At 61.7% G+C, this 23,025-nt stretch carries 22 protein-coding genes and 1 pseudogene; 12 read left to right on the top strand and 11 right to left on the bottom strand.

What is annotated here, in order from left to right:
- The first annotated feature begins 54 nt into the window (after positions 1–54).
- From RPF88_RS16945 to RPF88_RS16915, 7 genes and pseudogenes are all read left to right on the top strand, one after another.
- A pseudogene (locus RPF88_RS16945) lies at positions 55–1,342 on the top strand (RsmB/NOP family class I SAM-dependent RNA methyltransferase).
- Between the two features lie 140 nt (positions 1,343–1,482).
- Positions 1,483–1,941 carry a PaaI family thioesterase gene (locus RPF88_RS16940; protein WP_013530371.1) on the top strand — a complete coding sequence of 153 codons (459 nt, stop codon included), beginning with the start codon at positions 1,483–1,485 and terminating at the stop codon, positions 1,939–1,941.
- Between the two features lie 141 nt (positions 1,942–2,082).
- Positions 2,083–2,751 (top strand): 5'-methylthioadenosine/S-adenosylhomocysteine nucleosidase, encoded by a 669-nt coding sequence (locus tag RPF88_RS16935; RefSeq protein ID WP_013530372.1) that lies wholly within the window; start codon positions 2,083–2,085, stop codon positions 2,749–2,751.
- Positions 2,752–2,799: 48 nt separating this feature from the next.
- Entirely contained in the window at positions 2,800–4,362 is a 1,563-nt protein-coding gene (guaA, locus tag RPF88_RS16930) for a glutamine-hydrolyzing GMP synthase (protein ID WP_063170137.1), read from the top strand.
- 322 nt (positions 4,363–4,684) lie between these two features.
- On the top strand, positions 4,685–4,888 hold the full coding sequence (locus RPF88_RS16925; protein ID WP_013533227.1) for a CsbD family protein: 204 nt from the start codon (positions 4,685–4,687) through the stop codon (positions 4,886–4,888).
- A gap of 538 nt (positions 4,889–5,426) precedes the next feature.
- On the top strand, positions 5,427–5,750 hold the full coding sequence (locus RPF88_RS16920; protein WP_013533226.1) for a hypothetical protein: 324 nt from the start codon (positions 5,427–5,429) through the stop codon (positions 5,748–5,750).
- Between the two features lie 70 nt (positions 5,751–5,820).
- Positions 5,821–6,246: a c-type cytochrome gene (locus RPF88_RS16915; RefSeq protein ID WP_063170138.1), complete on the top strand. Its 426-nt coding sequence runs from the start codon at positions 5,821–5,823 to the stop codon at positions 6,244–6,246.
- On the opposite strand, the gene RPF88_RS16910 is transcribed toward RPF88_RS16915, so the two are convergent.
- From RPF88_RS16910 to RPF88_RS16875, 8 genes are all read right to left on the bottom strand, one after another.
- A complete protein-coding gene (locus tag RPF88_RS16910; protein ID WP_164758121.1) occupies positions 6,218–7,456 on the bottom strand; it encodes a c-type cytochrome in 1,239 nt (412 codons plus the stop codon). The genes RPF88_RS16915 and RPF88_RS16910 overlap by 29 nt on opposite strands.
- A 233-nt stretch (positions 7,457–7,689) precedes the next feature.
- On the bottom strand, positions 7,690–8,031 hold the full coding sequence (locus RPF88_RS16905; protein WP_063170140.1) for a hypothetical protein: 342 nt from the start codon (positions 8,029–8,031) through the stop codon (positions 7,690–7,692).
- Position 8,032: 1 nt separating this feature from the next.
- A complete protein-coding gene (locus tag RPF88_RS16900; RefSeq protein ID WP_013533222.1) occupies positions 8,033–8,635 on the bottom strand; it encodes a cytochrome c oxidase subunit 3 in 603 nt (200 codons plus the stop codon).
- Positions 8,632–10,572 carry a cytochrome c oxidase subunit I gene (ctaD, locus tag RPF88_RS16895; RefSeq protein WP_063170141.1) on the bottom strand — a complete coding sequence of 647 codons (1,941 nt, stop codon included), beginning with the start codon at positions 10,570–10,572 and terminating at the stop codon, positions 8,632–8,634. The genes RPF88_RS16900 and ctaD overlap by 4 nt, the downstream gene beginning before the upstream one ends.
- Positions 10,569–11,645, bottom strand: a complete 1,077-nt coding sequence (gene coxB / locus RPF88_RS16890; RefSeq protein ID WP_063170142.1) for a cytochrome c oxidase subunit II — start codon at positions 11,643–11,645, stop codon at positions 10,569–10,571. The genes ctaD and coxB overlap by 4 nt, the downstream gene beginning before the upstream one ends.
- 152 nt (positions 11,646–11,797) lie before the next feature.
- The gene (locus RPF88_RS16885) at positions 11,798–12,679 is read right to left on the bottom strand and encodes a cytochrome c oxidase assembly protein (RefSeq protein ID WP_063170471.1); all 882 of its coding nucleotides are present in this window, start codon (positions 12,677–12,679) and stop codon (positions 11,798–11,800) included.
- Between the two features lie 94 nt (positions 12,680–12,773).
- Positions 12,774–14,528 (bottom strand): thiamine pyrophosphate-dependent enzyme, encoded by a 1,755-nt coding sequence (locus tag RPF88_RS16880; RefSeq protein ID WP_063170143.1) that lies wholly within the window; start codon positions 14,526–14,528, stop codon positions 12,774–12,776.
- A gap of 106 nt (positions 14,529–14,634) precedes the next feature.
- The gene (locus RPF88_RS16875; protein WP_027164032.1) at positions 14,635–15,645 is read right to left on the bottom strand and encodes an ATP-dependent DNA ligase; all 1,011 of its coding nucleotides are present in this window, start codon (positions 15,643–15,645) and stop codon (positions 14,635–14,637) included.
- 171 nt (positions 15,646–15,816) lie between these two features.
- Here RPF88_RS16875 and RPF88_RS16870 point away from each other — a divergent pair, with 171 nt between their 5' ends.
- The 4 genes from RPF88_RS16870 (at position 15,817) to RPF88_RS16855 (ending at position 18,585) form a co-directional block, all read left to right on the top strand.
- Positions 15,817–16,197: a LysE family translocator gene (locus RPF88_RS16870; RefSeq protein ID WP_244514263.1), complete on the top strand. Its 381-nt coding sequence runs from the start codon at positions 15,817–15,819 to the stop codon at positions 16,195–16,197.
- Between the two features lie 6 nt (positions 16,198–16,203).
- Complete coding sequence (locus tag RPF88_RS16865; protein WP_244514264.1) at positions 16,204–16,458, top strand: hypothetical protein; 255 nt, start codon at positions 16,204–16,206, stop codon at positions 16,456–16,458.
- A gap of 249 nt (positions 16,459–16,707) precedes the next feature.
- Positions 16,708–18,003, top strand: coding sequence for an Nramp family divalent metal transporter (locus RPF88_RS16860; RefSeq protein ID WP_063170144.1), 1,296 nt, complete (start codon positions 16,708–16,710; stop codon positions 18,001–18,003).
- Positions 18,004–18,090: 87 nt separating this feature from the next.
- A complete protein-coding gene (locus tag RPF88_RS16855; RefSeq protein WP_013533214.1) occupies positions 18,091–18,585 on the top strand; it encodes a hypothetical protein in 495 nt (164 codons plus the stop codon).
- 74 nt (positions 18,586–18,659) lie between these two features.
- Here RPF88_RS16855 and RPF88_RS16850 read toward each other — a convergent pair whose 3' ends face one another.
- On the bottom strand, positions 18,660–20,771 hold the full coding sequence (locus RPF88_RS16850) for a catalase (RefSeq protein WP_337122685.1): 2,112 nt from the start codon (positions 20,769–20,771) through the stop codon (positions 18,660–18,662).
- 290 nt (positions 20,772–21,061) lie between these two features.
- Here RPF88_RS16850 and RPF88_RS16845 point away from each other — a divergent pair, with 290 nt between their 5' ends.
- A complete protein-coding gene (locus RPF88_RS16845) occupies positions 21,062–21,625 on the top strand; it encodes a sigma-70 family RNA polymerase sigma factor (RefSeq protein WP_013533212.1) in 564 nt (187 codons plus the stop codon).
- Here the strand turns inward: RPF88_RS16845 and RPF88_RS16840 are convergent, their stop codons facing one another.
- Positions 21,626–21,802 carry a hypothetical protein gene (locus RPF88_RS16840; protein WP_081714227.1) on the bottom strand — a complete coding sequence of 59 codons (177 nt, stop codon included), beginning with the start codon at positions 21,800–21,802 and terminating at the stop codon, positions 21,626–21,628.
- A 305-nt stretch (positions 21,803–22,107) separates the two neighbouring features.
- Positions 22,108–23,022 (bottom strand): class I SAM-dependent methyltransferase, encoded by a 915-nt coding sequence (locus RPF88_RS16835; protein ID WP_063170146.1) that lies wholly within the window; start codon positions 23,020–23,022, stop codon positions 22,108–22,110.
- Between the last annotated feature and the right edge of the window lie 3 nt (positions 23,023–23,025).

Below are 23,025 nucleotides of genomic sequence, written 5' to 3'. Positions count from 1 at the left end.
GTTGCGCGCTCTAGAGCAGGGCCGGAATAATTTTCTGCGTGACGGAACAAGACAATGCGACTGGGCGGAAGGCTGGCTGCGGCCATCGAAGTGCTGGAAGACATCGGCCGGCGCCACCGGCCGGTGGCGGACGCGCTGAAGGATTGGGGCCTGTCGCATCGCTTCGCCGGCGGCGGCGACCGTGCGGCCATCGGCAACATCGTCTATGACGCCTTGCGCCACAAGCGTTCCGCGGGCTGGCTGCTGGGGCAGGACACGCCGCGCGCCATTGGCTTCGGCGCCCTGCTGCTCGAATGGGGGCAGACGGCCCAGTCGCTCAACGAGGCGCTGGATGGTGACAAGTTCGCACCGCCGCTGCTGACCGCCGCCGAGCTTCAGGCCATCGCCGACGGTCGGCTCGCCGATGCGCCGGACGCGGTGCGGGCGGATGTTCCCGACTGGTGCGCGCCGCTTTTCGAGCGAGCCTTCGGCCCGAGCTGGGCCGACGAGGGCGCCGCGCTGGCAACGCGCCCGCCGCTCGACCTCAGGGTCAACACCTTGCAGGCCAACCGCGACAAGGTGCTGGCCGAACTGACGGGAACCGGCGCCAAACCCGCGGCAATCGCCCCGCACGGCATCCGCATTCCACCGATCGACGGCGATGGCCGGCACCCGAATGTGCAGGCCGAACCGGCCTTCCAGAAGGGTTGGTTCGAGGTCCAGGACGAAGGCTCGCAGATCGCGGCCGCCCTTGCCGGGGCCGAAGCCGGCATGCAGGTGCTGGATTTCTGCGCCGGCGCCGGCGGCAAGACGCTGGCACTGTCGGCTTCGATGGAAAATCGTGGCCAGATCTTTGCCCATGATGCGGAAAGCACGGCTGGCGCCGATCTTCGACCGCATCCGTCGTTCGGAAAACCGCAATGTGCAGGTGGTCACCAAGCCCACGGAACTCGCGCCGCTCGGCAACCACATGGACATCGTGCTGGTCGACGCGCCCTGCACCGGCAGCGGCACCTGGCGGCGCCGCCCCGACGCCAAATGGCGGCTGACGCAGAGGCAGCTCGATACCCGCAAGGGCGAACAGTCGGCGATCCTCGATGCGGCCAAAGCCTATGTCAAACCGGGCGGCCTGCTGGTCTACATCACCTGCTCGGTGTTTGATGAGGAGAATGGCGAGCAGATCGCGGCCTTTCGGGACCGTAACAGCGGCTTTGTTCCCGTCGACCACCGCCAGCTCTGGGACAGCCGTTTTCCCGGCCATCCGGCAGCCGCGCGCATCGGCGCCAAAGGCGACATCTCGCTGTCGCCGGCGCTGAGCGGCACCGACGGGTTTTACTTCTGTGCGTTGCGCAGGTCGGCCTGAATCCGATCGGATGTCGCCAATTCCTGACGGATGCGTGGCGCCAGCAGGCAGGCCAGGTCGATTGTGCAGTGCAGCAAAAGCATTTGCCTGCCGTCCATGCCTCTGCAATAAGCTTATCCGCATAAAGGAAGGCAGCGGCCATGGCAGCAAAGATCGTACCCGCCCCGGACTATGAGGATCGCGTCAGGACCTCCTTCGCACGCCAGAAGGCGATGGCCACGATCGGCGCCGAACTGACGCTGGTGACGCCCGGCATCATCGAGATCGAGATGCCCTATTCGGCGGCACTCACCCAGCAGCACGGCTTCCTCCATGCCGGCGTCATTTCGACCGCGCTGGACTCGGCCTGCGGCTATGCCGCTTTTTCGCTGATGCCGGAAAATTCCGGCGTGCTGACCATCGAGTTCAAGGTCAACCTGCTGGCGCCGGGCAGGGGCGAGCGCTTCCTGTTCCGCGGCTCGGTGACCAAGCCAGGCCGCACCATCATCGTCGCCGACGGCCAGGCCTACGCCTTTGCCGCCGACGGCGAGGCCAAGCTGATCGCCACCATGACCGGAACGATGATGACGGTGGTCGGGCGTGATGGGATAGAAGGGTGAGTGGCCGGTTCGCCGCAGGCGAATTCATCGTGCCGGTGGCACGATGAAAGGCCACGGACGCCGGGAGCTGCCGGAGGCAGCGGGTCCCGGCGAGCGGCGGCGCAGATAAGCAGGTGATCGGGCGGAGAGGAGCAAATCATCATGACCGATAAAATTCGCCGCCTGTCGGGCAAGGACGTCCTCTTCGTCATGGCGGCGCAGGCCGAATACGGTCCGCATCTCAAGCAGCTGTTCACGCCATTGATGACAGGTGTCGGTCCGGTCGAGGCCGGCGTCAGGCTAGGCGCTGAACTCTCCTGGCTGAAGTCGCAAAAAACCCTGCCCGACCTCGTCGTGTCGCTCGGCTCAGCCGGCAGCCGGACGCTGGAGCAGACGGGAATCTACCAGGCGGTTTCGGTCAGCTACCGTGACATCGACGCTTCGCCGCTCGGCTTCGAGAAGGGTGCCACACCCTTCCTCGACCTGCCGGTGACCGTGCCATTGCCCTTCAAGATACCTGATATCAAGCAGGCGACGCTATCGACCGGCGGCGCGATCATCACCGGTGCGGCCTATGATGCTGTTAACGCCGACATGGTCGACATGGAGACCTTCGCCTGCCTGCGCGCCTGCCAGTTGTTCGACATTCCGCTGATCGGGCTGCGCGGCATTTCCGACGGGGCGGCGGATCTCAGGCATGTCGGCGACTGGACCGAATATCTTGAAGTCATCGATGAGAAGCTGGCGGAGGCCGTCATGCGGCTCGAACAGGCCATCGGTTCGGGCACGCTTCTGAAAGATTCGCCGCATGAAGACGCCAGACCGCTCTGAAACTCGCAACCCATTGCGTCGACTCATTTCTTTCTCTAAACGCTCGCCATGAAAACAGCCAATCATCCCGATACCGTCCTGATTGTCGATTTCGGCAGCCAGTTCACCCAGCTCATCGCCCGCCGCATCCGCGAGGCCGGCGTGTTTTCCGAGATCGTGCCGTTCCAGTCGGCCGAAGCGGCATTCAAGCGCATCAATCCGAAAGCCGTGATCCTGTCCGGCGGCCCGGCTTCGACCGGCGATATCGGCAGTCCGCGCGCGCCGCAGATCGTCTTCGACGCCGGCGTGCCGGTGCTCGGCATCTGTTACGGCCAGATGGCCATGTGCGTGCAGATGGGCGGCGTCGCCGAAAGCTCCGACCATCGCGAATTCGGCCGCGCCTTCGTCGAGATCCAGAAGGACAGCCCGCTGTTTGAGGGCCTGTGGGCGCCCGGCCAGCGCCACCAGGTGTGGATGAGCCATGGCGACCGCGTCATCTCCTTGCCCACCGGCTTCGAGGTGTTCGGCAAATCGGAGGGCTCGCCCTTCGCCATCTTCGGCAACATCGAGCGCAAGATGTACGGCATCATGTTCCACCCCGAGGTGGTGCATACGCCCGACGGTGCCCGGCTGCTCAGGAACTTCGTCCACAACATCGCCGGCATCGAGGGCGACTGGACCATGCGCGCCTACCGCGAGCACGCGGTCGAGGCGATCCGCAAGCAGGTCGGCAAGGGCAAGGTCATCTGCGCGCTGTCGGGCGGCGTCGATTCCTCCGTTGCCGCGCTGTTGATCCACGAAGCGGTCGGCGACCAGCTGACCTGCATCCTTGTCGACCACGGCCTGATGCGCAAGGACGAGGCCGCGGGCGTGGTGGCGATGTTCCGTGAGCACTACAATTTGCCGCTCATTCTGGTCAACGCGTCGGACCGTTTCATCGACGCCCTCGAGGGCGAGTCGGATCCGGAGAAAAAACGCAAGACCATAGGCCGGCTGTTCATCGAGGTGTTCGAGGAAGAGGCCAAGAAACTCGGCGGCGCCGAATTCCTGGCGCAAGGCACGCTCTATCCCGACGTGATCGAAAGTGTCTCCTTCACCGGCGGCCCGTCGGTGACGATCAAGTCGCACCACAATGTCGGCGGCCTGCCGGCGCGCATGAACATGCAGCTGGTCGAGCCGCTGCGCGAGCTGTTCAAGGACGAGGTCAGGGCGCTGGGCAAGGAGCTTGGCCTGCCCGAGAGTTTCATCGGACGCCATCCATTCCCCGGCCCGGGCCTCGCCATCCGCTGCCCCGGCGGCATCACCCGCGAAAAGCTGGAGATCCTGCGCGAAGCCGACGCCATCTATCTTGACGAGATCCGCAAAGCCGGCCTCTACGATGCCATCTGGCAGGCATTCGCCGTGCTGCTGCCGGTGCAGACGGTCGGCGTGATGGGCGACGGCCGCACCTACGAGTTCGTCTGCGCGCTGCGCGCCGTCACCTCGGTCGACGGCATGACGGCGGATTTCTACCACTACGACATGGCCTTCCTGGGGGCTGCTGCCACCCGCATCATCAACGAAGTCCGCGGCATCAACCGCGTCGTCTACGACGTGACGTCGAAGCCGCCTGGAACAATCGAGTGGGAGTAGGGGGATTAGGCGGCGATGGTGTGTTGTCGCCTCCGCTGGAGTTAGCGCTGATTGCCTGACAGCACTCAAACGTGATCGGGCACGAATGTAAAGCATCGTCGGAGCCGTTTAGAGCCTTGGCATATGACGTGCAATACGCGGGTTTGAGCGAGCGACGATGGCTCGGCTGAAAGTTGGCTCGAACGTACTTTGCGGACCGCAAGGGGCGATAACTTCTGGCAACCGATTCGGCATCGGGCAGCGCGTTGGCTGTTTCCAGGAACATCCTTGACTGGATTGCGTTTCCTATTCCGGACCTTTCCAAAACAGGGAGAACGGTGTCATGGACTGGAACCGCGTGGAAGGAAACTGGAAACAGGTGAAAGGCAAGGTCAAGGAGCAGTGGGGCAAACTCACCGATGATGACCTTGACCGCATCGCCGGCAAGCGCGATCAACTCGAAGGCAAGATCCAGGAGCGTTACGGCATCGAAAAGGACCGCGTGCGGCGCGATGTCGACGATTGGTACGGGCGGCAGGGTTGGTAGGCATGTGAGCCCCGGCTGTGGCCATTCCAGGACGCGGCCCAACAGTCCGGCAGGACCATGCGGGCGCTGAGCCTTGTCGTCGGTTGAGTTTTGCAGCAAGGATTTCGTACTGTGGCTGAAAATATCTCTCGCAAGCAGGAGCAACGGGGGACAAGAAGAATTGTCACGTGGGCGATCGCAGTTATCGCCGTGATTTTTCTTGCTCTACTGGCTATATTCGTGTTCGGCCCGTTGCTATGACTTTCATGGCGATGATTGAGCTGTCTCCGATCCGGGGATGATCGGGCACTGGTCGGGGACGCGGGCAGCGGCCACCAGTGAGCAACTATGCTTCAGGCGAGGGCATGCGGCCAGCGCTGCTTCCGCGGCCGGACGACGCCAAGGCGGCGCACCTATATCGACCGCCGTCGCGCGGCTAGCCCGTCTGCAGTGCCGGCACAAAAACCTGTTTCACAAGAATTTGCTGAACACGATTTCGCCGGGAACATATCAGGAAAGGATTGGTTTGGTGGCGGTACACCCAACCAGGAGATCCACCATGATCGTCAAACTTCTGTCCGCCGCTGTGCTCGCGCTCACATTGGCCACATCGGCAGTGGCACAGTCGAACAGTTCCGGCTCCAACAGCGGTTCGGGCTCGAACGACGGCACCGGGGCTACGTCTGGAAATACCGGCGGCAACAGCGGCACCGGCTCTGGAACATCCGTGAATCCTTCCGATCCGAGCACTACAAATTCGACAAATTCCACAACGAAATCAGGTGGCATGACTGACCGCTGCAAAGATTCGGCAGGCAACGACATCGACAACAACACCGCGACCGGCACGACAACATCGAATGTGCAGAACTGTAATAAATGACCCGGCTCCTCAATCCGTTGCCGGACCAGTGCTTCGGCAGCGCATTGAGCGCTGAGAGCGGTAAGCGCAGATGAACCGGCAGGCCGCCAAGCAAGCGCCGCCCCAATTCTGGTGGTTGGCAGGAGCATCGGCGGCTGTCGTCATCGGTTTTGCCGTCTTCGCCAGCGGATCGGTTCGCAGCAACAGTCTGCGAGAAACCACGCTTGTGCAGGCGATCGGCGGCGACCCTCAACGAGCCATCCCGGCCATGATCCGCAACGGCTGTGGCGGATGTCACGAAATCCCGGGGGTGCCCGGCGCCCGTGGTACCGTCGGTCCCTCCCTGCGGGGCGTCGTCGAAAGAGGATATATCGGGGCATCGCGAGCCAGCCCGGATGCGATGATGCGCTGGATCAGCAGAGCGCGGGACGTAGACCCGAACACGGCCATGCCCAATACAAATCTGTCGCCTCAAGAGGCGCGCGACATCACCGCCTATCTCTATGCGCGGACATGAGGCGCACTGAACTGGTCCGACGGCGCAGGCGCCTTGCCAGCAGAAGCAGCAGCCCAAGCATCAACACGGCGGCGCACGCCACAAGTGATTGAGCCGCCAGAACCATGATTGTCTGGCCTGTTGTCGAGCCGGCCCGCATCTGGCGTATATCGGCCGCGGTAACGCTGACGTCGGGATTTCCGAACCGAGCGGTGACGTAATTTGCAAGGGCTGCCACCTGGCCATCGTCCAGCCAGCCGCCGAAGGCCGCCATCGACTTACGCCCCGCCACGTCGCCAGCTTTGACGCCTTCAAGGATGGTCATGGCGACATCCTCGGGTGTGGCCGCGCCGGGGGTGCTGTTGCGGGTCAAGGACGGATAGGATCCGTCTGACGATCCGCCTCCGTTCGCCCCATGGCATGTCGAACAGAGCGATCGATAGAGATCATCGCCGGCTGCGGTCCCGCTGCCTTGCGTCATCCCTTCGGTTCCAGCATCGCCGTCGGCCGTGGCCGCGTTACCCCATGAGAAACGCGGCTGCTTTTCGTCTCCCGATTGGGCGGGCACGTCCCTGAGATAAGCGACGATGGCCTGGATATCGTCATCGGAAAGATGTTGCAGGCTGTTCATGACCGTTTCCGCCATCGGCCCGCCCGCATAAGCCTTCCCGGGAACGGCGCCGGTTTTGAGAAATCGAGACAGCTCTTCGTTGCTCCAGTCGCCGACGCCTGCGATCTTGTCGCTGGTAATGTTGAAGGCCTGCCAGATGCCGGCGGTGCCGCCGGCAAGCTTGTGGTCTTCATCCATGCCGAACGTTGCATTCCTTGGCGTGTGGCAGGCACCGCAGTGGCCGAGCACCTCGACCAGGTAGGCTCCCCTGTTCCATGCGGCGGTCCGGTTCCGATCGGGCGTGAAACTGCCGGTATGCAGGTTCGCGAGCTTCCACAGCGCAACTGTCCAGCGCTGGTTGAATGGAAAAGGCAGGATGTTTCGCGGCTGCGGCTGCGAGATCGGCGGCTGCGCCAGGAGGTAGGTCCGGATCGCAAGCACGTCCTCGCGGCTCATCGCGGCGAAGCTGTCATAGGGCATGGCGGGATAGAGATCGGCTCCATCGCGCCTGATACCTTTCCGCACGGCCCGCACGAACTCGTCCGCGGAGTAGCGTCCAATGCCCGTGTCAGGATCAGGTGTGATGTTGGTCGAGTATACGTCGCCGAAGGGTGTCGGCACGCGATAGCCTCCAGCGAACGGGCGGCTCGGATTGGACGTGTGGCAGCCGATGCAGTCGGCCGCTCGGGTAAGGTATTCACCCTTCTGGATTTCGCTCGCCCGCAGCTCAGTGCAAAGCGGCAACGATGCCAAGACGAGCGCGACCGCCCGGGAGGTGACGGCCGGGAATGGAATGCCCGCGGCAGGCCAAGGCGGGCACCGGCGGACGGCCAATCTCCGGGTCTTTGACCTCGTCACAGTTCGCACCCGCTGAAGATCAGCCCTGCCATCAGCTGCGCCAGCAAGATGAGCGTGAACAGCGCCCCGATGCCCACGGAAGTCCTTGCAAGGAATGCGCGCGTGCGCGCCTTCCGGGGCGGAACCGTACCATGTCCGCGGTCATGAACGGCGTGCCACGACAGCAGCGCGCCTGCCAGGGCGACCGCGGCGCCTATCAACGAGAACAAGGCAGTGGGACGAAAGCCGGCATGGCATTGCCAGGATGCAATCGAATAATCGAGCTGCAGCGTTATTGCCCACGCAACTGGTCCGCTGACCAGGCCTGCCCAGGAAACGCCGGTACGGATCGCCTGCATCTCACATCCTCGGAGCCCAATAGATAACAAGATAGAGCACGACCCATGAGACGACGACGAAGTCCCAGTAGAAGGCGTTGTCCGAGACGTCGCTGAAGCGGCGGCCTGCCTTGCCTTTTTGCGTGAACATGAGAACCGCCAGGACGATCGTGTCGCCGACATCGGTAAGGAGATGCGTCGTATGCAGCCCGAGCAGGAACCAGACGATCGATCCGTAAGCGTTCTGATCCCAGGAAATCCGCAGAGCCGGAAATTCCCAGATGCGAACGATCAGCGGAAGAATGCCGACGATCGACATGACGACCATGCCAAGGCGAACTTTCGCCAGGTCCTGGCGACGTGCCCAAACCTCGATCATGTGGTTGGGCACGACGCTCGCAACCAGAATAACCAGTACTGCCGTCCCCGGCAGCAGATCTGGCGCAGGGGCCCCAATGGGCCAATGCCGGGCCAGCACGGCCAGATAGAAGTAAGTGCCTATCGCCAAGGCAAAACCGGTTGCCTCGAGGGCAATGAAGGCAAGGGTTCCCCACCACATCGGGCTCGCTGACCCGAAATCGTATGTGGGCAGGTGACTGACGTCGGCGACGGGGCGGTGCCTCATTCCTCGTCCTCCGGTTCGCCTTTCGGCCAGAACCAGCAGATAAAGCCGATCGAAACCGGGATCGCTCCCCAGACCACCGCCCACGGCGTGTATATCGAACCGAGAAATGCGCCGCCGACTGCGATGGCCGACAGCAACGGCCAGATCGAGTTGTCAGCCGATGGTACCCTTACTTGCGGCATCGCATCGGCGACCGTACCGGCGAGCACCTCGCGGGCGTCGACACGCAGACCTTCGACCACTGGGAGCACATCGGGCTCGGCCCAAAGCGGTTCGCGGTGAGTTACCACGGGCAGCCGCGAAAAATCGTAGGAGGGCGGCGGCGACGTCGTCGCCCATTCGAGCGTGCTCGCGCCCCAGGGATTGTCTCCTGCAATGCGGCCGTTGCGGAGGCTGAGAAAGAGATTCAGGAAGAAAAGCGCGAAGCCCGCGAACACCACCAGCGAAGAGAGGCTGATGAAGAGGTTCATCTCGCCCCAGCCGCTCGCCGGCGGATACGTATAAACGCGGCGCGGCATGCCTTGCAGACCGAGAATATGCATGGGGAAGAAGGTGAGATTGAACCCGAGGAAGACCAGCCAGAAATTCCAGCGGCCGAGCCTCTCGGACAGCATGCGTCCGGTGATCTTGGGAAACCAGTAATAAACGGCGCCGAGCAGGGGGAAGACGGCGCCCCCGACCAGCACATAATGGAAATGGGCAACCACGAAATAGGTGTCGTGCACCTGCAGGTCGAGCGGCACCGAGGCGACCATGACGCCGGTCAGGCCGCCGATCACAAAGGTGAAGATGAAGCCGAGAACGAAAAGCATGGGCGTGGCGAAGATCGGCCGGCCGCCCCAGATCGTCGCAATCCAGCAGAAGATCTGAACGCCGCTCGGAATGGCGATCATCATCGAGGAAGCGGTGAAGAAGCTCTCGCCGAGTTGCGGCAGGCCGGTAGCGAACATGTGGTGCACCCACAGGCCGAAGGAAAGAAAACCGATCGCGATCAACGACAGCACGATCCCGAGATAGCCGAACACCGGGCGGCGAACGAAGGTCGGCAGGATCGCGGAAACGAAGCCGGTCGCCGGAATGAAGATGATATAGACCTCGGGATGGCCGAAGAACCAGAACAGATGCTGCCACAGCAGTGCATCGCCGCCTGCTACGGGGTCGAAAAATTTTGTGCCGACCAGGCGGTCGAGGATCAGCATTGTGCTCGAGACCATCACGGCCGGCATGGCGAACAGGATGACGAAAGCCGTAACGAGGACGGACCAGACATAGAGCGGGATGCGGTCGAGCGACATGCCGGGGGCACGTTGTTTGAAAACTGTCGCGATGATCTCGACCGCTACCGCGAGGGCGGACACTTCGGTGTAGGTCACCATCTGCGCCCAGAAATCGGGGCGCTTGCCGACGCCATATTCGGGTCCGGCGAGCGGCACATAGGAAAACCAGCCGGCATCCGCACCGGTTTCGAAGGCGAAGGCGATCCAGATCATCAGCCCGCCGGAAAGATAGACCCAGTAGCTGAATGCATTGAGCCGCGGAAAGGCGACATTGCGAGTGCCGATCATCAGCGGCACCAGGTAAATGGCGAAAGCTTCCATCACCGGCACGGCAAACAGAAACATCATCGTCGTGCCGTGCATGGTGAACAGCTGGTTGTAGAGATCGGGACCGATATGGCCGGCCTCAGGCTGGGCAAGCTGGAAGCGCATGGCGAGCGCTGACAGACCCGCAAGGATGAGAAACAGGAAAGCCGTCACGATATAGCGCCGTCCGATCAGCTTGTGATCGACCGTGACCAGCCAGCCGTAGAAGCCTTTCGGCGTTCGCCAGGCATGCGCCAGAAAGGCGCGCAGTCTCACCTCTTCGAGACCGGTGTCACGGATGCCTTTCAGGGCCTCCTGAGTGTGCTCGGCCGGCTTTCCCGCAAGGCCACTCATTCGAGGCTTCCGAGATAGGTGACGACCGCGTTGAGATCGTCGGCGCTAAGGGCAATGCGCGGCATCTTGGCGCCGGGCTTTATCGACTGTGGATCGGCGATCCAGGCGGCGAGCGCGCCAGGGGTCATGGCGAGCGTATCCGCGGCCAGTGCGCGTCGGCTGGCGAGATGAGTTAGGTCAGGTCCCACCGTTCCGCTGGCAGGCGTGCCTCTTATCGTGTGGCAGAGCGCACAGCCGGTGGACAGAAATGCCTGTTGGCCGCGGCGCTCTTCGTCGCCGCCAGGCGCGGATGCGACGGCGTTTTGCCTGGATTGCCATGCTTCGAACGCTTCGCGGCTTTCCGCGATGACGGTGATGGCCATATGGGCGTGCTGATAGCCGCAGAATTCGGCACACTGGCCACGATAGATGCCGGGCTTATCGGCGACGAGTGTGAGCTCACTCGGCCGGCCCGGAATGAGATCGCGCTTGCCGGCAAGGTTCGGCACCCAGAAGCTATGAATGACATCGAGCGAATCGAGTTCGACCTTGACCGGTTCGCCAACCGGGACATGGATTTCATTTGCCGTGACGATCGATTGGGACCGATCATCTCCGGGATACCGGACCTCCCACCACCATTGGTGCCCGGTGATGCGCACGGCAAGCGTTTCCGTTCCACTCAGCGAAGCAATGGATTTGCCGGCGAAAAAACTCGCTATCGTCATCATGACGAGCACCAGAACGGTCAACGCAATGGCGCTGCCGACAGCGCGGGTAAATCGGCGCTCCTGACGAGAATCGATCTCGAGCGGCGAGCGCGTTGTCTCGGACAGGCGACGACGCAAAAGCGCTGCCGCCAGGATCAACATGACAAGCAGCCACGTGGCCACTGCGATTGCGCTGAAAGACCAGATCAGATCAAGGATTCTCCGGGCATTCGCACCGTGTGCATGGAGGGCCGATTGCTTGTCGCCGCATCCTGCCAAGGCCAATATCGGCGCTGCGCTGATCGCCCTCAAACGCCGTTGCGCGGCCGTTCCCTGAACGGTGCCAGGCAAGATTTGCCTAGGACATGTGGGGGCAAGCGACATTCGCGGTCGTGTCAGCCTGCGAGAGCTGGCCAACGGACTCATGCACCTCGCCATGAAGGATCCACCATCGTTGCCAAGGCCATAACGCGGCTGACTGAAAAAGGATGCTTGGCAACACCCCCCGGCTGAAAACCGACGCGAAGCGGTGCGGGTTAGACGATGCGCAACTGCTGGAAAGCCTGTTGCCGCGGACTGCTCGTTTGAATCCAGAAAGCGACCAGGAGCAGTGCGGCTCCGCCATAGATCAGGCCGGCGGGAATCCACATGATCAAGCCTGCAAGTTGCTGGTCCTCGAGCGGGTTGAGCCCCCATAAATCCGAGCCGATCGCATTATCCGGATACCACAGCCTGGGCGAGACGACGAGCAACACCCCGAGCAGCCCGGTGTGGAGGGAGGTGAAGAAAAGATGCATCACGGCATTGCCGCAAGCCTGCTCGCGGCCAAGGCGAGGCAGCAGCACCCACCAGAACAAAAGCCCGCTACCGAGGAAACTCGCGTGCTGGGCATAGTGCAGGAAGCCCTGCTGGAGGGCAGCCTCGAACAGCGCCGGGACATGCCAGATCCATATCGCGGCTCCGTGCAGGACGGTCGCGACCACAGGACGGCTGATGAACGCCCAGACCGCCCGAAGCGCATTTGCATGTCCAGCCACTCCGAATATCTGGCGCAGCTGTACCGGCAGGGCCCACATCATCGCCGCCGTCGGGCGGGAGGCAACCAGCAGAGGCGCTGCGACCGCCATCAGCAATTCGTGCTCGATCATGTGCGCCGCAAACACATGTTCGCTCAATGCATGGATCGGGCTTACAAAGGCGAACGCCAGGACGGACCAGCCGGCAGCAAACAGCAAGGCCTGCCGCGATCGCAAGCGACGTCCACGTCCGCTCCGTCGCCACAGCCGGCCAGCGCCGGCAACATACAGCAAAAGGATTGCCGCCAGTGGCAATGTGATGGGTAGCGCCAGAGTCCAACCAGCCTGCGGAGCGCCGTTGCCATAGCAAATCGAGGTCGAAAAGAGCGCGTCGAAGCTCATGATCCGCATCCGTCACCCGGAAGAGCGCGGGTTCATCTGGAAAGATTCAGAATGAAGCCACTGAGGCGCGCTGTTCCACCTCCCTGCGCCGCCTCTAGGCATCCATCATCGATTTCGCCGGCTCACGGGCGATATTTTCTTCTATGCGTTCGTGTCCCGGCGTCCGCGGCAGGGCCTGGCGGAAGTTCTTGGCGTAGTCTGCCGGCATTTTGGGCGGCATCAGCGGCTCATAGGCATCTACCAGCGCTTCGATCACGACAGGGCCTTGCGTGGCGAAAGCCTGGTCGAGAACCGTCTCGATCTGATCGGCCCGCTCGATGCGAAAACCCTTTGCGCCCATTGCTTCTGCCGCCTTGGCAAAATCGATCGGCTGCAATTCGCAACCGAATTGCGGGTTGCCCAGAAACATCATCTGCTCCCAGGCGATCTGATTGAGCATGTTGTTCTTGATCACCAGAACCTTGAGCGGGATCTTGTAGCGCACCGCCGTCGAGAATTCGCCGAGCTGCATGGCAAAGCCGCCATCGCCGACGATGGCGGCAATCGGTCGACCGGGAAACGCTATGCCGGCAGCGATGGCGTAGGCCAGACCGCAAGCCATCGACGCCAGCGATCCGGACACCCCAAATGCCTGGCCGCTGCGAAGATCGACATGGCGGGCGGCCAGCTCCGTATTCTGACCGGAATCCGTGGCCAGCACTGTGTCGTCCGCCAATCTTTGTCCGAACGCCCGGGCAATCGCTTGTGGCTTCAATGGTTGCGCCTGCATGTCTTCCGACTGCCGCATCATCTCGCGCCATTTTCTCATGGTCTCCTGGGAACGGCGCAGGAATTCATCGGAGGGCTTTTGCGTCAGGCGCTGGTTGAGCGCGCGCAATGTCTCGGCCGCGTCGCCGACGAGGCCGGCCTCGACCGGAAAGCGCAAGCCGATCCGTTGCGCATCGCAGTCGATCTGGACGCCACGGGCCTGTCCGGGCTGCGGGTAGTATTCGATGTAGGGGAAGGTCGAACCGACAATCAGCACCGCGTCACAGTTCTCCATCGCCTCTTGCGAAGCCAGGGTTCCAAGAATGCCGATCCCGCCGGTGGTGTAGGGATGGTCGTCCGGCAGCACCGCCTTGCCCAGCAAAGCCTTCGCGACAGGCGCCTGCAGCAGGCGCGCCGTGTGTTCGAGTTCGGCGGCCGCGCCGATGGCGCCGCGCCCGGCCAAGATCGCAACCCGCGAAGCGTCATTGAGAATGGCGGCGGCTTTGTCGAGCTCAACGTCCAGCGGTACGCTGTGACCGGCGAACATATCCTGCGGCGTGTGCGCCGGGCGATTGCGCTTGGAGCGCTTCGACGGATCACGCTCCTGCTCCTGGATGTCGCTGGCAATCGAAAGATGGGCGACGCCCTTGCGCGCCAGCGCCGTTCGGCAGGCAAGGCTGGCGACGTTTTCCATATGCGCGGCATCGGCAACATGGGCGTTATAAACGGAGACATCGTTGAACACGCGCGTCAGATCGACATCCTGTTGCGTGAACGTCTCGATCAGATCGTGGAACTGCATGCCCGTAATCGCCAGCACCGGAGCCTGGTCGAGCTTGGCGTCATAGAGGCCGGTCAGAAGATGTGTTCCGCCGGGGCCGGACGTCGCAAGGCACACGCCCAGCTTTCCTGTCCACTTGGCATATGCACATGCCATGAAGGCAGCCGACTCTTCATGCCGGACCTGAACGAAGGCAATTTTGTCGCGCCGCGTCCGCAACGCTTCCATGACCCCGTTTATGCCGTCTCCCGGCAAGCCGAACACCACCTCCACGTCCCAGGCGACGAGTGTGTCGATCAGAATTTCTGCTGCATTCGGCATGTCAGGGTAGCTCCGGGTGGATGGTGTCCGAACCGGTGAATCCCGAGTTGGTTCCTTCGTCGCAATAAATCGTGACAGGTTTCTGGGGCGATCTTCCTGGGGCGGTTTATTCGATCTGCTCGAACGTGCATTGCCGTGGCGCCTTGTCGGGGCGCCAGCGCAGCAGTTTGGTGCCATGGCGAAACCGATTGCCGGTGACGTGGTCGAAGCGGACCTCCACCACCAGTTCAGGTTCCAAAGGCTCCCATTGTCCGCTGCGCTCCGTGCTCCAGCGGCTCGGGCCGCCGGGCGCCTTGCCGGTGAATCCGGGCTCTGACCGCAGCCCTTCCAGCCGGCGCGTGAGCGCTCCTCTGTCGGTCCTGGCGATGGTCGACGTGAAGCCGACGTGATCGAGCTTGCCGTCGTCATTGTAGAGGCCGAGGAGCAGTGAGCCGACCTCACGGCTACCCGCGAGATAGCGGAAACCGCCGACAACGCAATCGGCGGTGCGCCTCGGCTTTACCTTCACCATCGCACGTTCGCCGCACAGATAATGCTCGTCGAGCACTTTGGCCACGATGCCGTCGGTCGATGCATGGCCGGCCCCGTTCAGCCATCGAGCCGCCGTCGCTGCATCATAAGTGCACTTCGACAGGCGAAGATCCGGACTGTTCGAGGAGGTCACGAAGTCCTCGATCGCTCGCCGCCTTTCGACAAGTGGTTTGCCGGTGATGACCTCGCCGCCCGGCCTGGCAAGCATGTCGAAGAGGATCAGACTGGCAGGCGTCTGCGAACTCAGTTTGCGGATTCTGCTTTGTGCCGGGTGAAGACGCATCTGCAGCGCCTCGAAGGAAAGCTCACCGTCCACCTCGATGACAATCTCGCCGTCGATGACGAAATGCCCGCGCTTGAGGTCACGCAGGATCTCCGTGATTTCCGGAAAATAGCGGCCGAGCGGCTTGCCGGATTTGGCGCGCAGGTCAACGGTGTCGTCGCTCTTGAAAGCAAGGCAGCGGAATCCGTCCCATTTAGGCTCGTACTGCCAGCGGTTCCCATCCCTTGGGATTGCATCGGCAAGCCTGGCCTCCATCGGAGACGTATCCAGCGGGAGCGGGAAGGCGTTTATCGGTTCATGCACGGATCAGGCCTCCAAAACCGGTTCAGGAACGGCTCCGGCTTTTCAACTTCCAGGACTGCACCGCGTTCCATCTGACGGGTTCATGGAGGTTCTTCACGATGGACATTTTCATTTGCCGCCGGAACCCGGTGACGGCTGGCCGCTTTGATGTCATCGGCGGCGCGAAAGGAGATGCCCATCGACCTCTCATTGTGGACAGCTTTTGTCGGAACCGTCATTCTGATGCAGGTGCCGCCAGGCCCCGACAGCATGCTGGTGATGGCCCGCGGCATCGGACACGGGCGCGGCGTGGCGTTGTTCACGGTACTCGGCATGACGCTGGGCGCCGGACTGGTGCAGCTTCCGCTGATTGCATTCGGCCTGTCTTCGCTTGTCCACGCCTCGCCGGTGGCGTTCAATCTGCTTCGATGGGCCGGGGCGGCCTATATCATGTGGCTGGGTTTCCGGCTGCTGCTTTCAGCCTCGGCAACCATTCCCACAGGTGACATCAAGGCCCTGCGGCCGCTCGCCGCCGCCCGGGAAGGAATGATCGCCAATCTGAGCAATCCCTAGCCTTTGATGTTCATGGTTGCGTTCCTGCCGCAATTTGTCGACCCGCATAGGGGCTCCGTCACGTTGCAACTGGTGCTGCTTGGCGCAACACAGAAGATAACCGGTGTGCTGGTGCTGGGAGCCTACGCCTTGGCATCGGGCGCGGTCGGCGCATGGGTCATGCGGCACCCTCGCGCAAGGCTTTGGCAGCAGCGGCTCGCCGGCTGTCTCATTATCGGCCTCGGCGTGCGGATGGTGATCGGCGGCAGTACGAGCCGCTGACTTGAAGAAATAGCTTGCCACGTCGCCTGAAGGATTGGCTTCGACACAAGCATTGTCTTCTTCAGGGGGACGGAGCATTCGCTTTGACGTTCGGCTCCGCCGCCGTTGCGGGCCGGGACCGTGTCCAGGAACAAAAAACCTGACCGGAGGTTCGAACCTCGATCTCAATGCAGCTGCAACGCTTCATCGCCATCCGATTGGAATGTTCGTCATGATTTCTTGCGTGGCCTCGGTAAAGACGCGCCTTCAATGAACAAGCCGCCTGAGAATGCTGGCCAAAGGGAAAGCAGGCGAAAAGGGGGCGACGTCGTTCGGGCTCTTGGGCTTGGCCTGATCACCGGCGCGGCCGATGACGACTGCTCGGCCATCGGTACCTACGCCAGCGCCGGAGCGCGGTTCGGCCCCGACCTGCTGTGGACGGCACCTGTCACGCTGCCGATGATGTATCTCGTCGTCTACCTTTCATCCAAACTTGGCCAGGTTTCGGGTCGCGGGCTTTTCCAGGTCATATCGGACCTCTATCCGCGTTGGCTGCTATGGTCCGTGCTGGTGGGCGTGCTGATTGGCAACACGATCGAGGCAGCCGCCGACCTTGGCGCCATGTCGGCGGCTATTGTGCTGTTCGTTCCGCTGCCTGCTCCGTTGGTCGTCACTGCCGTTGCGGTCGTCATTTTTGCCCTGCAGGTGCTCGGATCGTACAAATTGATCCGAAATGTGTTCCGGTGGCTGGCTCTGGCTCTGCTTGCCTATGTGGTCTCCGCGGTGCTTGCCAAACCGGATGCCGCTTCCATCCTGCGTGGCACGCTGTTGCCACAAATCGAGTTCAGCCGAGAGTACCTGTCCATCCTCGTCGCCATCGTCGGGACCACTCTCTCCGCATACCTTTACACGTGGCAGTCCAATCAGGAGGTGGAGGAGGAGATCGCCAAGGGTCGAACGAGCCTCGAAGAGCGCAAAGGCGCCACCGAGGGTGAACTGCGCCGATCCCGCCGCGATATCCTAATCGGCATGACGTTCTCCAATCTGATCATGTATTTTATCATCCTTTCGACCGGGTCGACGCTCTACAAGGCCGGACACACGCAGATCGAGACAGCGGCACAGGCGGCCGAAGCGCTGCGGCCGCTTGCCGGCGACGCTGCCGGCATTCTCTTTGCGGCCGGTGTAATTGGCGTCGGCTTCCTGGCCGTGCCGATCATGACCGCTGGCGCTGCTTTCGATTTCGCCCAGGCGATGGGATGGAAGAATAGCCTGCATGCCAAACCCCGGCAGGCTCCCAAATTCTACATCGCGATCGGGGTCATAACGCTGGTGGCGGTGGGTCTCAATTTCTTCGGCTTCAACCCGATGAAAGCTCTCGTCTGGTCCGGCATCGTGCAAGGATTTTCAACGCCGCCGCTGCTGCTTCTCATCCTCATCATGACCAACAATCGCAAGATCATGGGCGACAAGGTCAACAGCACAAGCACGAACATCCTGGGCGGCGTGACGACCTTGGCGATTTTTGCGGCGTCGGCGGGATTGGTGGCAAGCTGGTTCCTGTAGCTCGCATGGCATGACAGATGTTCAGGCACGGTGGAACATCGGCGGTCAAATCCCGTTGAGACGCTTGTGGGAGAAAGGAGGTTGTCCATGTCAAAGTTGCAGGCCGCAACTCCGGACCGTTTAAGGCAACTCAGGCTTGAAGCTTCAGCACATTTCGCTCCGTTGATGCTGAACGAAGCCCTGTTGCGCCTTTCCCATGCCTGCGGAGGCGACAGCCTCGACCGCTTCGAGAAAGCCATGGTTGATCAAATCGAGGCTGCCAAGGACGATCGGGCCGATTTCGAAACGATCAAGGAACTCGCGATCGAGCAGCTTTACGCCCTGGTCCGGAACGCCAACGATTCGCCGAAAAAGAAACAGTCGCTGGAGAAGATCGACACGCGCAGAACGCCCGGCCGGTCCGAAGAACCACGCACGCTCGAGGACCAACTGCAGGCGGGGTTGGAGGATTCCTTTCCGGCGAGCGATCCGCCTTCGGTGGTGTCCACGACCATTTCAGGCGGAGCAAAGAAGCTGGTTGGGACCGACGAGGTTCTGGAGAAGCAGCGGCGACAAGCGTCCAGCAAGGAAGATCGCTCGTAGACCGCGGTGCCGGCTGGGTTGGCGGCAAACCAAAGAGTGCGGACGCGCCAACGGAAACAGCTGACGCCATCGCATCAAAGTTTGACAGCCGCCTCCCGCGCCCAGAGCCGCAGTTTGCGGCATGACTGCACAAACGCAGCTACCGAAGCTGCCGAATTCAGCCGCCTCAGCCCCTCATCGGCATCGGGAGCGACGCCTGCTTTGATCAGGAGCGGCTCGGCCCCGGAGGTGAAGCCGATGAACTTGCAATGCGCAAACGCATCAGACACGAAATCCTTCGCAGCGGCCTCCGTGACCAGTAGCTCGGCGCCCGCCTCGGAGAGGAGCAGCACCACCGCGTCGAACAAAACGGATGGACCGCCGTCGATCATGTGCCTTGCCTCGATGTGGGTGCCGTCGGCGGCTTCGACGCCGCCCACCTTGGGCGCAACCACCTCCATCACCGCGCCTTCCGCTTCGATGGCGGAACGAAGTTCCTCGAACAGCGCGACATCGGCTCCATCGCTGAGCATGACACCGACTTTGCGGCCTTCGAAACTGTCGGGCCCGTTTTGGATGATGCTGAGCGCCGGCGACGGCGGCAAGTCATCGCGCGGTGGAACGGCGGCTTCGGCAGGTTCGGGCATGTCACGGATGCCGAGCTTGTCGGCGACCGTGGTCGCCAGCGTTTCATCGATGTTCAACAAATGCGAAACCATGCGTTCGCGGATCGCCGGTGCCTGGACCTTGCTCAGTTCAAACGTCAGCGCCATCGCGATGTGACGCTGCTCCGGTGGTGTCTGGCTGTTGAAGAATTGCCGGGCCTGGCTGTAGTGATCGGCGAAGCTCTCCGCGCGCAGACGTACTTTCTGCCCTTGTTCGGCATCGGAGAAAGAACGGAAGCCACGCTGCGGATCCTCGCGCGGTCCCAGTCCCCATGAGTTAGGTTCATAGTTGGCGCGACCGGCCGGATTGCGCATGGCCATGTGCCCGTCCTGTTGAAAATGGGCGAACGGGCACTTCGGCGCATTGACCGGCAGATGGGTAAAGTTCGGACTGCCCAGCCGCTTCAATTGGGTATCGAGATAGGAGAAGTTGCGGCCCTGCAGAAGCGGATCGTTGGAGAAATCGATTCCGGGCGGCACATTCTGCGTCATGAATGCAACCTGCTCGGTCTCGGCGAAGAAATTATCCGGCATCCGGTCGAGCACCAGCCGACCGACCGGAATTGGTTCGAGAACCTCTTCGGGAATGATCTTCGTTGCGTCCAGGATATCGAAGTCAAAACTGTCGGCAAACGCCTGATCGAACAGTTGCACCGTCAACTCCCATTCCGGGAAATTGCCGGCCTGTATGGCCTCCCACAGATCGCGGCGATGGAAGTCGGGATCGGCGCCGTTGATCTTGACCGCCTCGTTCCAGACCACCGATTGCATGCCGAGCTTGGGTTTCCAGATGAACTTGACGAAGGTGGATTCGTCCTTGGCGTTGACGAGGCGGAACGTATGCACACCGAAGCCTTGCATGAAGCGGAAGGAACGCGGGATGGCGCGATCCGACATGATCCACATCACCATGTGCATCGATTCCGGCATCAGGCTGATGAAGTCCCAGAAATTGTCGTGCGCCGTCTGTGCCTGCGGAAAAGCACGGTCGGGCTCCTGTTTGGCGGCGTGGATCAGATCGGGAAACTTGATGGCGTCCTGGATGAAGAAGACCGGAATGTTGTTGCCGACCAAATCCCAATTGCCTTCCTTGGTGTAGAGCTTGACCGCAAAGCCGCGCACGTCGCGGGCGAGATCGAACGAGCCCTTGTTGCCGGCAACCGTCGAGAAACGAACGAATGCCGGCGTCTTTTCACCAGCTCGCTGGAAAATGTCGGCACGTGTGTATTTGGCCAGTGAGTCGTAGGTCTCGAAATAACCATGCGCGCCATAGCCGCGGGCATGGACGACCCGTTCCGGGATGCGTTCGTGGTCGAAGTGGAAAATCTTCTCGCGAAAGTGAAAGTCTTCGATCAGCGATGGTCCGCGTTCACCGATCCGCAATGTGTTTTGGTCGTCGGAGACAGGCGTTCCGAGCGCCGTGGTAAGGACAGGCGTGTCGTCTCCCGCGACCTGGTGCAACTCGCCGCCATTTCCGCGCGCGCTATTCTGATCCAGTCCACTTGCCGATTGGCGAGCGGAGGGGCGAGCGGATTTGGCCATGACAGGTCCTCGATCGATACTGGAAGGTTAAAGTGGCAAGCCATCAAACTGCCGGTGAACGGCTTTGTTCCCGTAAAAAAGCGGACGCTGTAGATACCACTGTCGAAGGAGGCGTCGCTGCTGCGGTGATGGTATGCGCCGATCGCATGACAGATATCTCCGCCCGCGAAGAATTATGAAGAGTTGTCTCCAGCAAGAGGAACGAACCAAACTTCCATGCATTTAGCTGAGGCTGCGTTCACACACTCTTTCTGCTGGGAGCTGGACCATTGTCATCCGGAGGCTGCCTTTTGGCCGACCAGGAAACCAATGAAGTTTCCATCGTTGACCTGATACCCGCCCTGCGGGCATTCGCCCGCACCTTCTGCCGCGTCCCCGACGATGCTGACGATCTCGTGCAGGAGACACTGACCAAGGGTCTCGCCAACATCGACAAGTTCGAACCCGGTACGCGAATGAAGTCGTGGCTCTTCACCATCATGCGCAACACCTATTATACCCGGGTCAAGATCGCTGCCCGGGAGGCGCCAGGCCTGCTCGACTGCGCCTCTTCGAGACCAATTTCGGAAGCCACCCAGGAATGGACCGTTCAGAGCAGGGAAGTTCACGGCGCCATTCAAAGACTGCCTGAACACCAACGCGAGGTGCTGATGCTGATCGGCGTTTTGGGAGTGAGCTACGAGGAAACCGCCGACATATGCGGTTGCGCGGTCGGGACGGTCAAAAGCCGCCTGAACCGTGCGCGCGCCAACATCCTTGAACTCCTAGGGGAGAGTTCGCTGGAGACATTGATGGAGAGGAGAAACCAGCTGTCGGACGGTCAGCTCGACGTCGAGGTCGACAGCCGCAGATAGTCAGTTGTTCACGTCGCGCCGACGCTTCTCGACGAGCGCGTTCTGCAATTCGATCGCCAGCTTGGTGAGGCGGTCCGGAATCTTTTCCTGCTCTATGGCTGCCAGCAGGGAGGCAATCTCCCGATCCACCGCCATCTCGACATGCGGATCCGCGGTATCGTCGCTCGAACGAGACATCACATTCTCTTGATAGCGGTCCCTTGATCGTAGTGTGGTGATAAGCGCCCGGCATTACAAGCCTGTGTCCACCGCCGAGAAGCTGACCGGCGGACCCTTGCACAGGTTTATTTCCTTGCTCCTTGGTCGCCCCGCGGACCACAGGCCCGCGCGGTGGCGTTCAGTCCTTCGGCAATCGATTAGCGGCGTAATCCTTCGGACTTGATCCGATTGCCGTCCAGCCCGCGCTCCTCCTTCGAATCGAGGACACTCGTTGGTGCCCTTTGCTCGACATCCGAACTGGCATCGTGCTGTAATGTTCCGTCTCACCGAGCGAGCAAAAAAGCGTTGCCATCCCATGATCGAAACGGCTTCTCACCGTCGATGAGGACCCGCAATTGATGAGCTTGCGCCAGACGGCCGATATCGTCGCGGTCTGAGAAAAGCGATCCGCGATAGGAATAGTTCAGCAAGGCGAGCCAGCCCGGCCGTTTCAGAACGCGCGCAATTTCTTCGAAATGCCGCTCTGCCATGCCGGCCAGAACCAGATAGGGAAAGCTGTCGACCGCCAGCACGCAATCGAAACTGGCATCGTCGAAATCGGCCAGATCGAGACCGGAGGTTTGTCGTAACTCGACATTGCCGAGTGCGGCGCATTGCTCTGAGGCGATGGAGATCATTCGCGACGATATATCGATACCGACCATCCGCTTGAAGGATCTGCACAGCGCACGCTCGAAACGGCCGATGCCGCAACCGATGTCGAGAATGCTCCGTTCCCTTCCGGTGAATTCTCGGGCTTCCAGCCATGCGACGATTTCGTTGGTCGTGGCTGTGAGCCTTTCCACATCGCCGAGGGATGCCAGTTGGACACTCGCGGCTCCCGAAATCGCTGCCGCGGCATCGAAGCTGGACGCCAGCCGCATGACGACAGCGGCATTCGTCTCGTCCTCATTGCGCTCATGGCGAACGGCGCCGCCCGTCGCTCGCAACATGGCAAAGACGTCTGGTTTGCAGCGCAGCAGTCCGGCGACCTTCCGCAATCTTGCCGCGTCGCCGGTATCCGCCGGACGGACTTTCAGCACGACCTCCGCCAATTCCGCTGCCCCAATTGTGGGCGGCAGGTGGAGCGCCAGCCTGACGAGAACACCTTCGGCGCAAATACCGTCGGCCATGCAGTCTTCAACCGCCAGCCTGACCGATGTCCGGCGCTGGGCGCCTTTCGGTGCGGTTACACTCATGGG

Origin of the sequence: Mesorhizobium sp. ISC11 (genome assembly GCF_037162595.1) — a bacterium.
Taxonomy (GTDB): domain Bacteria; phylum Pseudomonadota; class Alphaproteobacteria; order Rhizobiales; family Rhizobiaceae; genus Mesorhizobium; species Mesorhizobium ciceri.
Note: the sequence above shows the minus strand (reverse complement) of the source record. Positions and strands in the feature narration are given on the sequence as shown.

Excerpts from the sequence above, each read along its gene's own strand:
- RPF88_RS16915 (WP_063170138.1), top strand. The coding sequence starts at position 5,821 with ATGAACCGGCAGGCCGCCAAGCAAGCGCCGCCCCAATTCTGGTGGTTG.
- RPF88_RS16925 (WP_013533227.1), top strand. The coding sequence starts at position 4,685 with ATGGACTGGAACCGCGTGGAAGGAAACTGGAAACAGGTGAAAGGCAAG.
- RPF88_RS16855 (WP_013533214.1), top strand. The coding sequence starts at position 18,091 with ATGTCAAAGTTGCAGGCCGCAACTCCGGACCGTTTAAGGCAACTCAGG.
- RPF88_RS16935 (WP_013530372.1), top strand. The coding sequence starts at position 2,083 with ATGACCGATAAAATTCGCCGCCTGTCGGGCAAGGACGTCCTCTTCGTC.
- RPF88_RS16885 (WP_063170471.1), bottom strand. The coding sequence starts at position 12,679 with ATGAGCTTCGACGCGCTCTTTTCGACCTCGATTTGCTATGGCAACGGC.
- ctaD (WP_063170141.1), bottom strand. The coding sequence starts at position 10,572 with ATGAGTGGCCTTGCGGGAAAGCCGGCCGAGCACACTCAGGAGGCCCTG.
- RPF88_RS16905 (WP_063170140.1), bottom strand. The coding sequence starts at position 8,031 with ATGCAGGCGATCCGTACCGGCGTTTCCTGGGCAGGCCTGGTCAGCGGA.
- RPF88_RS16940 (WP_013530371.1), top strand. The coding sequence starts at position 1,483 with ATGGCAGCAAAGATCGTACCCGCCCCGGACTATGAGGATCGCGTCAGG.
- RPF88_RS16860 (WP_063170144.1), top strand. The coding sequence starts at position 16,708 with ATGAACAAGCCGCCTGAGAATGCTGGCCAAAGGGAAAGCAGGCGAAAA.
- RPF88_RS16870 (WP_244514263.1), top strand. The coding sequence starts at position 15,817 with ATGCCCATCGACCTCTCATTGTGGACAGCTTTTGTCGGAACCGTCATT.
- RPF88_RS16850 (WP_337122685.1), bottom strand. The coding sequence starts at position 20,771 with ATGGCCAAATCCGCTCGCCCCTCCGCTCGCCAATCGGCAAGTGGACTG.
- RPF88_RS16900 (WP_013533222.1), bottom strand. The coding sequence starts at position 8,635 with ATGAGGCACCGCCCCGTCGCCGACGTCAGTCACCTGCCCACATACGAT.
- coxB (WP_063170142.1), bottom strand. The coding sequence starts at position 11,645 with ATGTCGCTTGCCCCCACATGTCCTAGGCAAATCTTGCCTGGCACCGTT.
- RPF88_RS16920 (WP_013533226.1), top strand. The coding sequence starts at position 5,427 with ATGATCGTCAAACTTCTGTCCGCCGCTGTGCTCGCGCTCACATTGGCC.
- RPF88_RS16880 (WP_063170143.1), bottom strand. The coding sequence starts at position 14,528 with ATGCCGAATGCAGCAGAAATTCTGATCGACACACTCGTCGCCTGGGAC.
- RPF88_RS16840 (WP_081714227.1), bottom strand. The coding sequence starts at position 21,802 with ATGTCTCGTTCGAGCGACGATACCGCGGATCCGCATGTCGAGATGGCG.
- guaA (WP_063170137.1), top strand. The coding sequence starts at position 2,800 with ATGAAAACAGCCAATCATCCCGATACCGTCCTGATTGTCGATTTCGGC.
- RPF88_RS16835 (WP_063170146.1), bottom strand. The coding sequence starts at position 23,022 with ATGAGTGTAACCGCACCGAAAGGCGCCCAGCGCCGGACATCGGTCAGG.
- RPF88_RS16865 (WP_244514264.1), top strand. The coding sequence starts at position 16,204 with ATGTTCATGGTTGCGTTCCTGCCGCAATTTGTCGACCCGCATAGGGGC.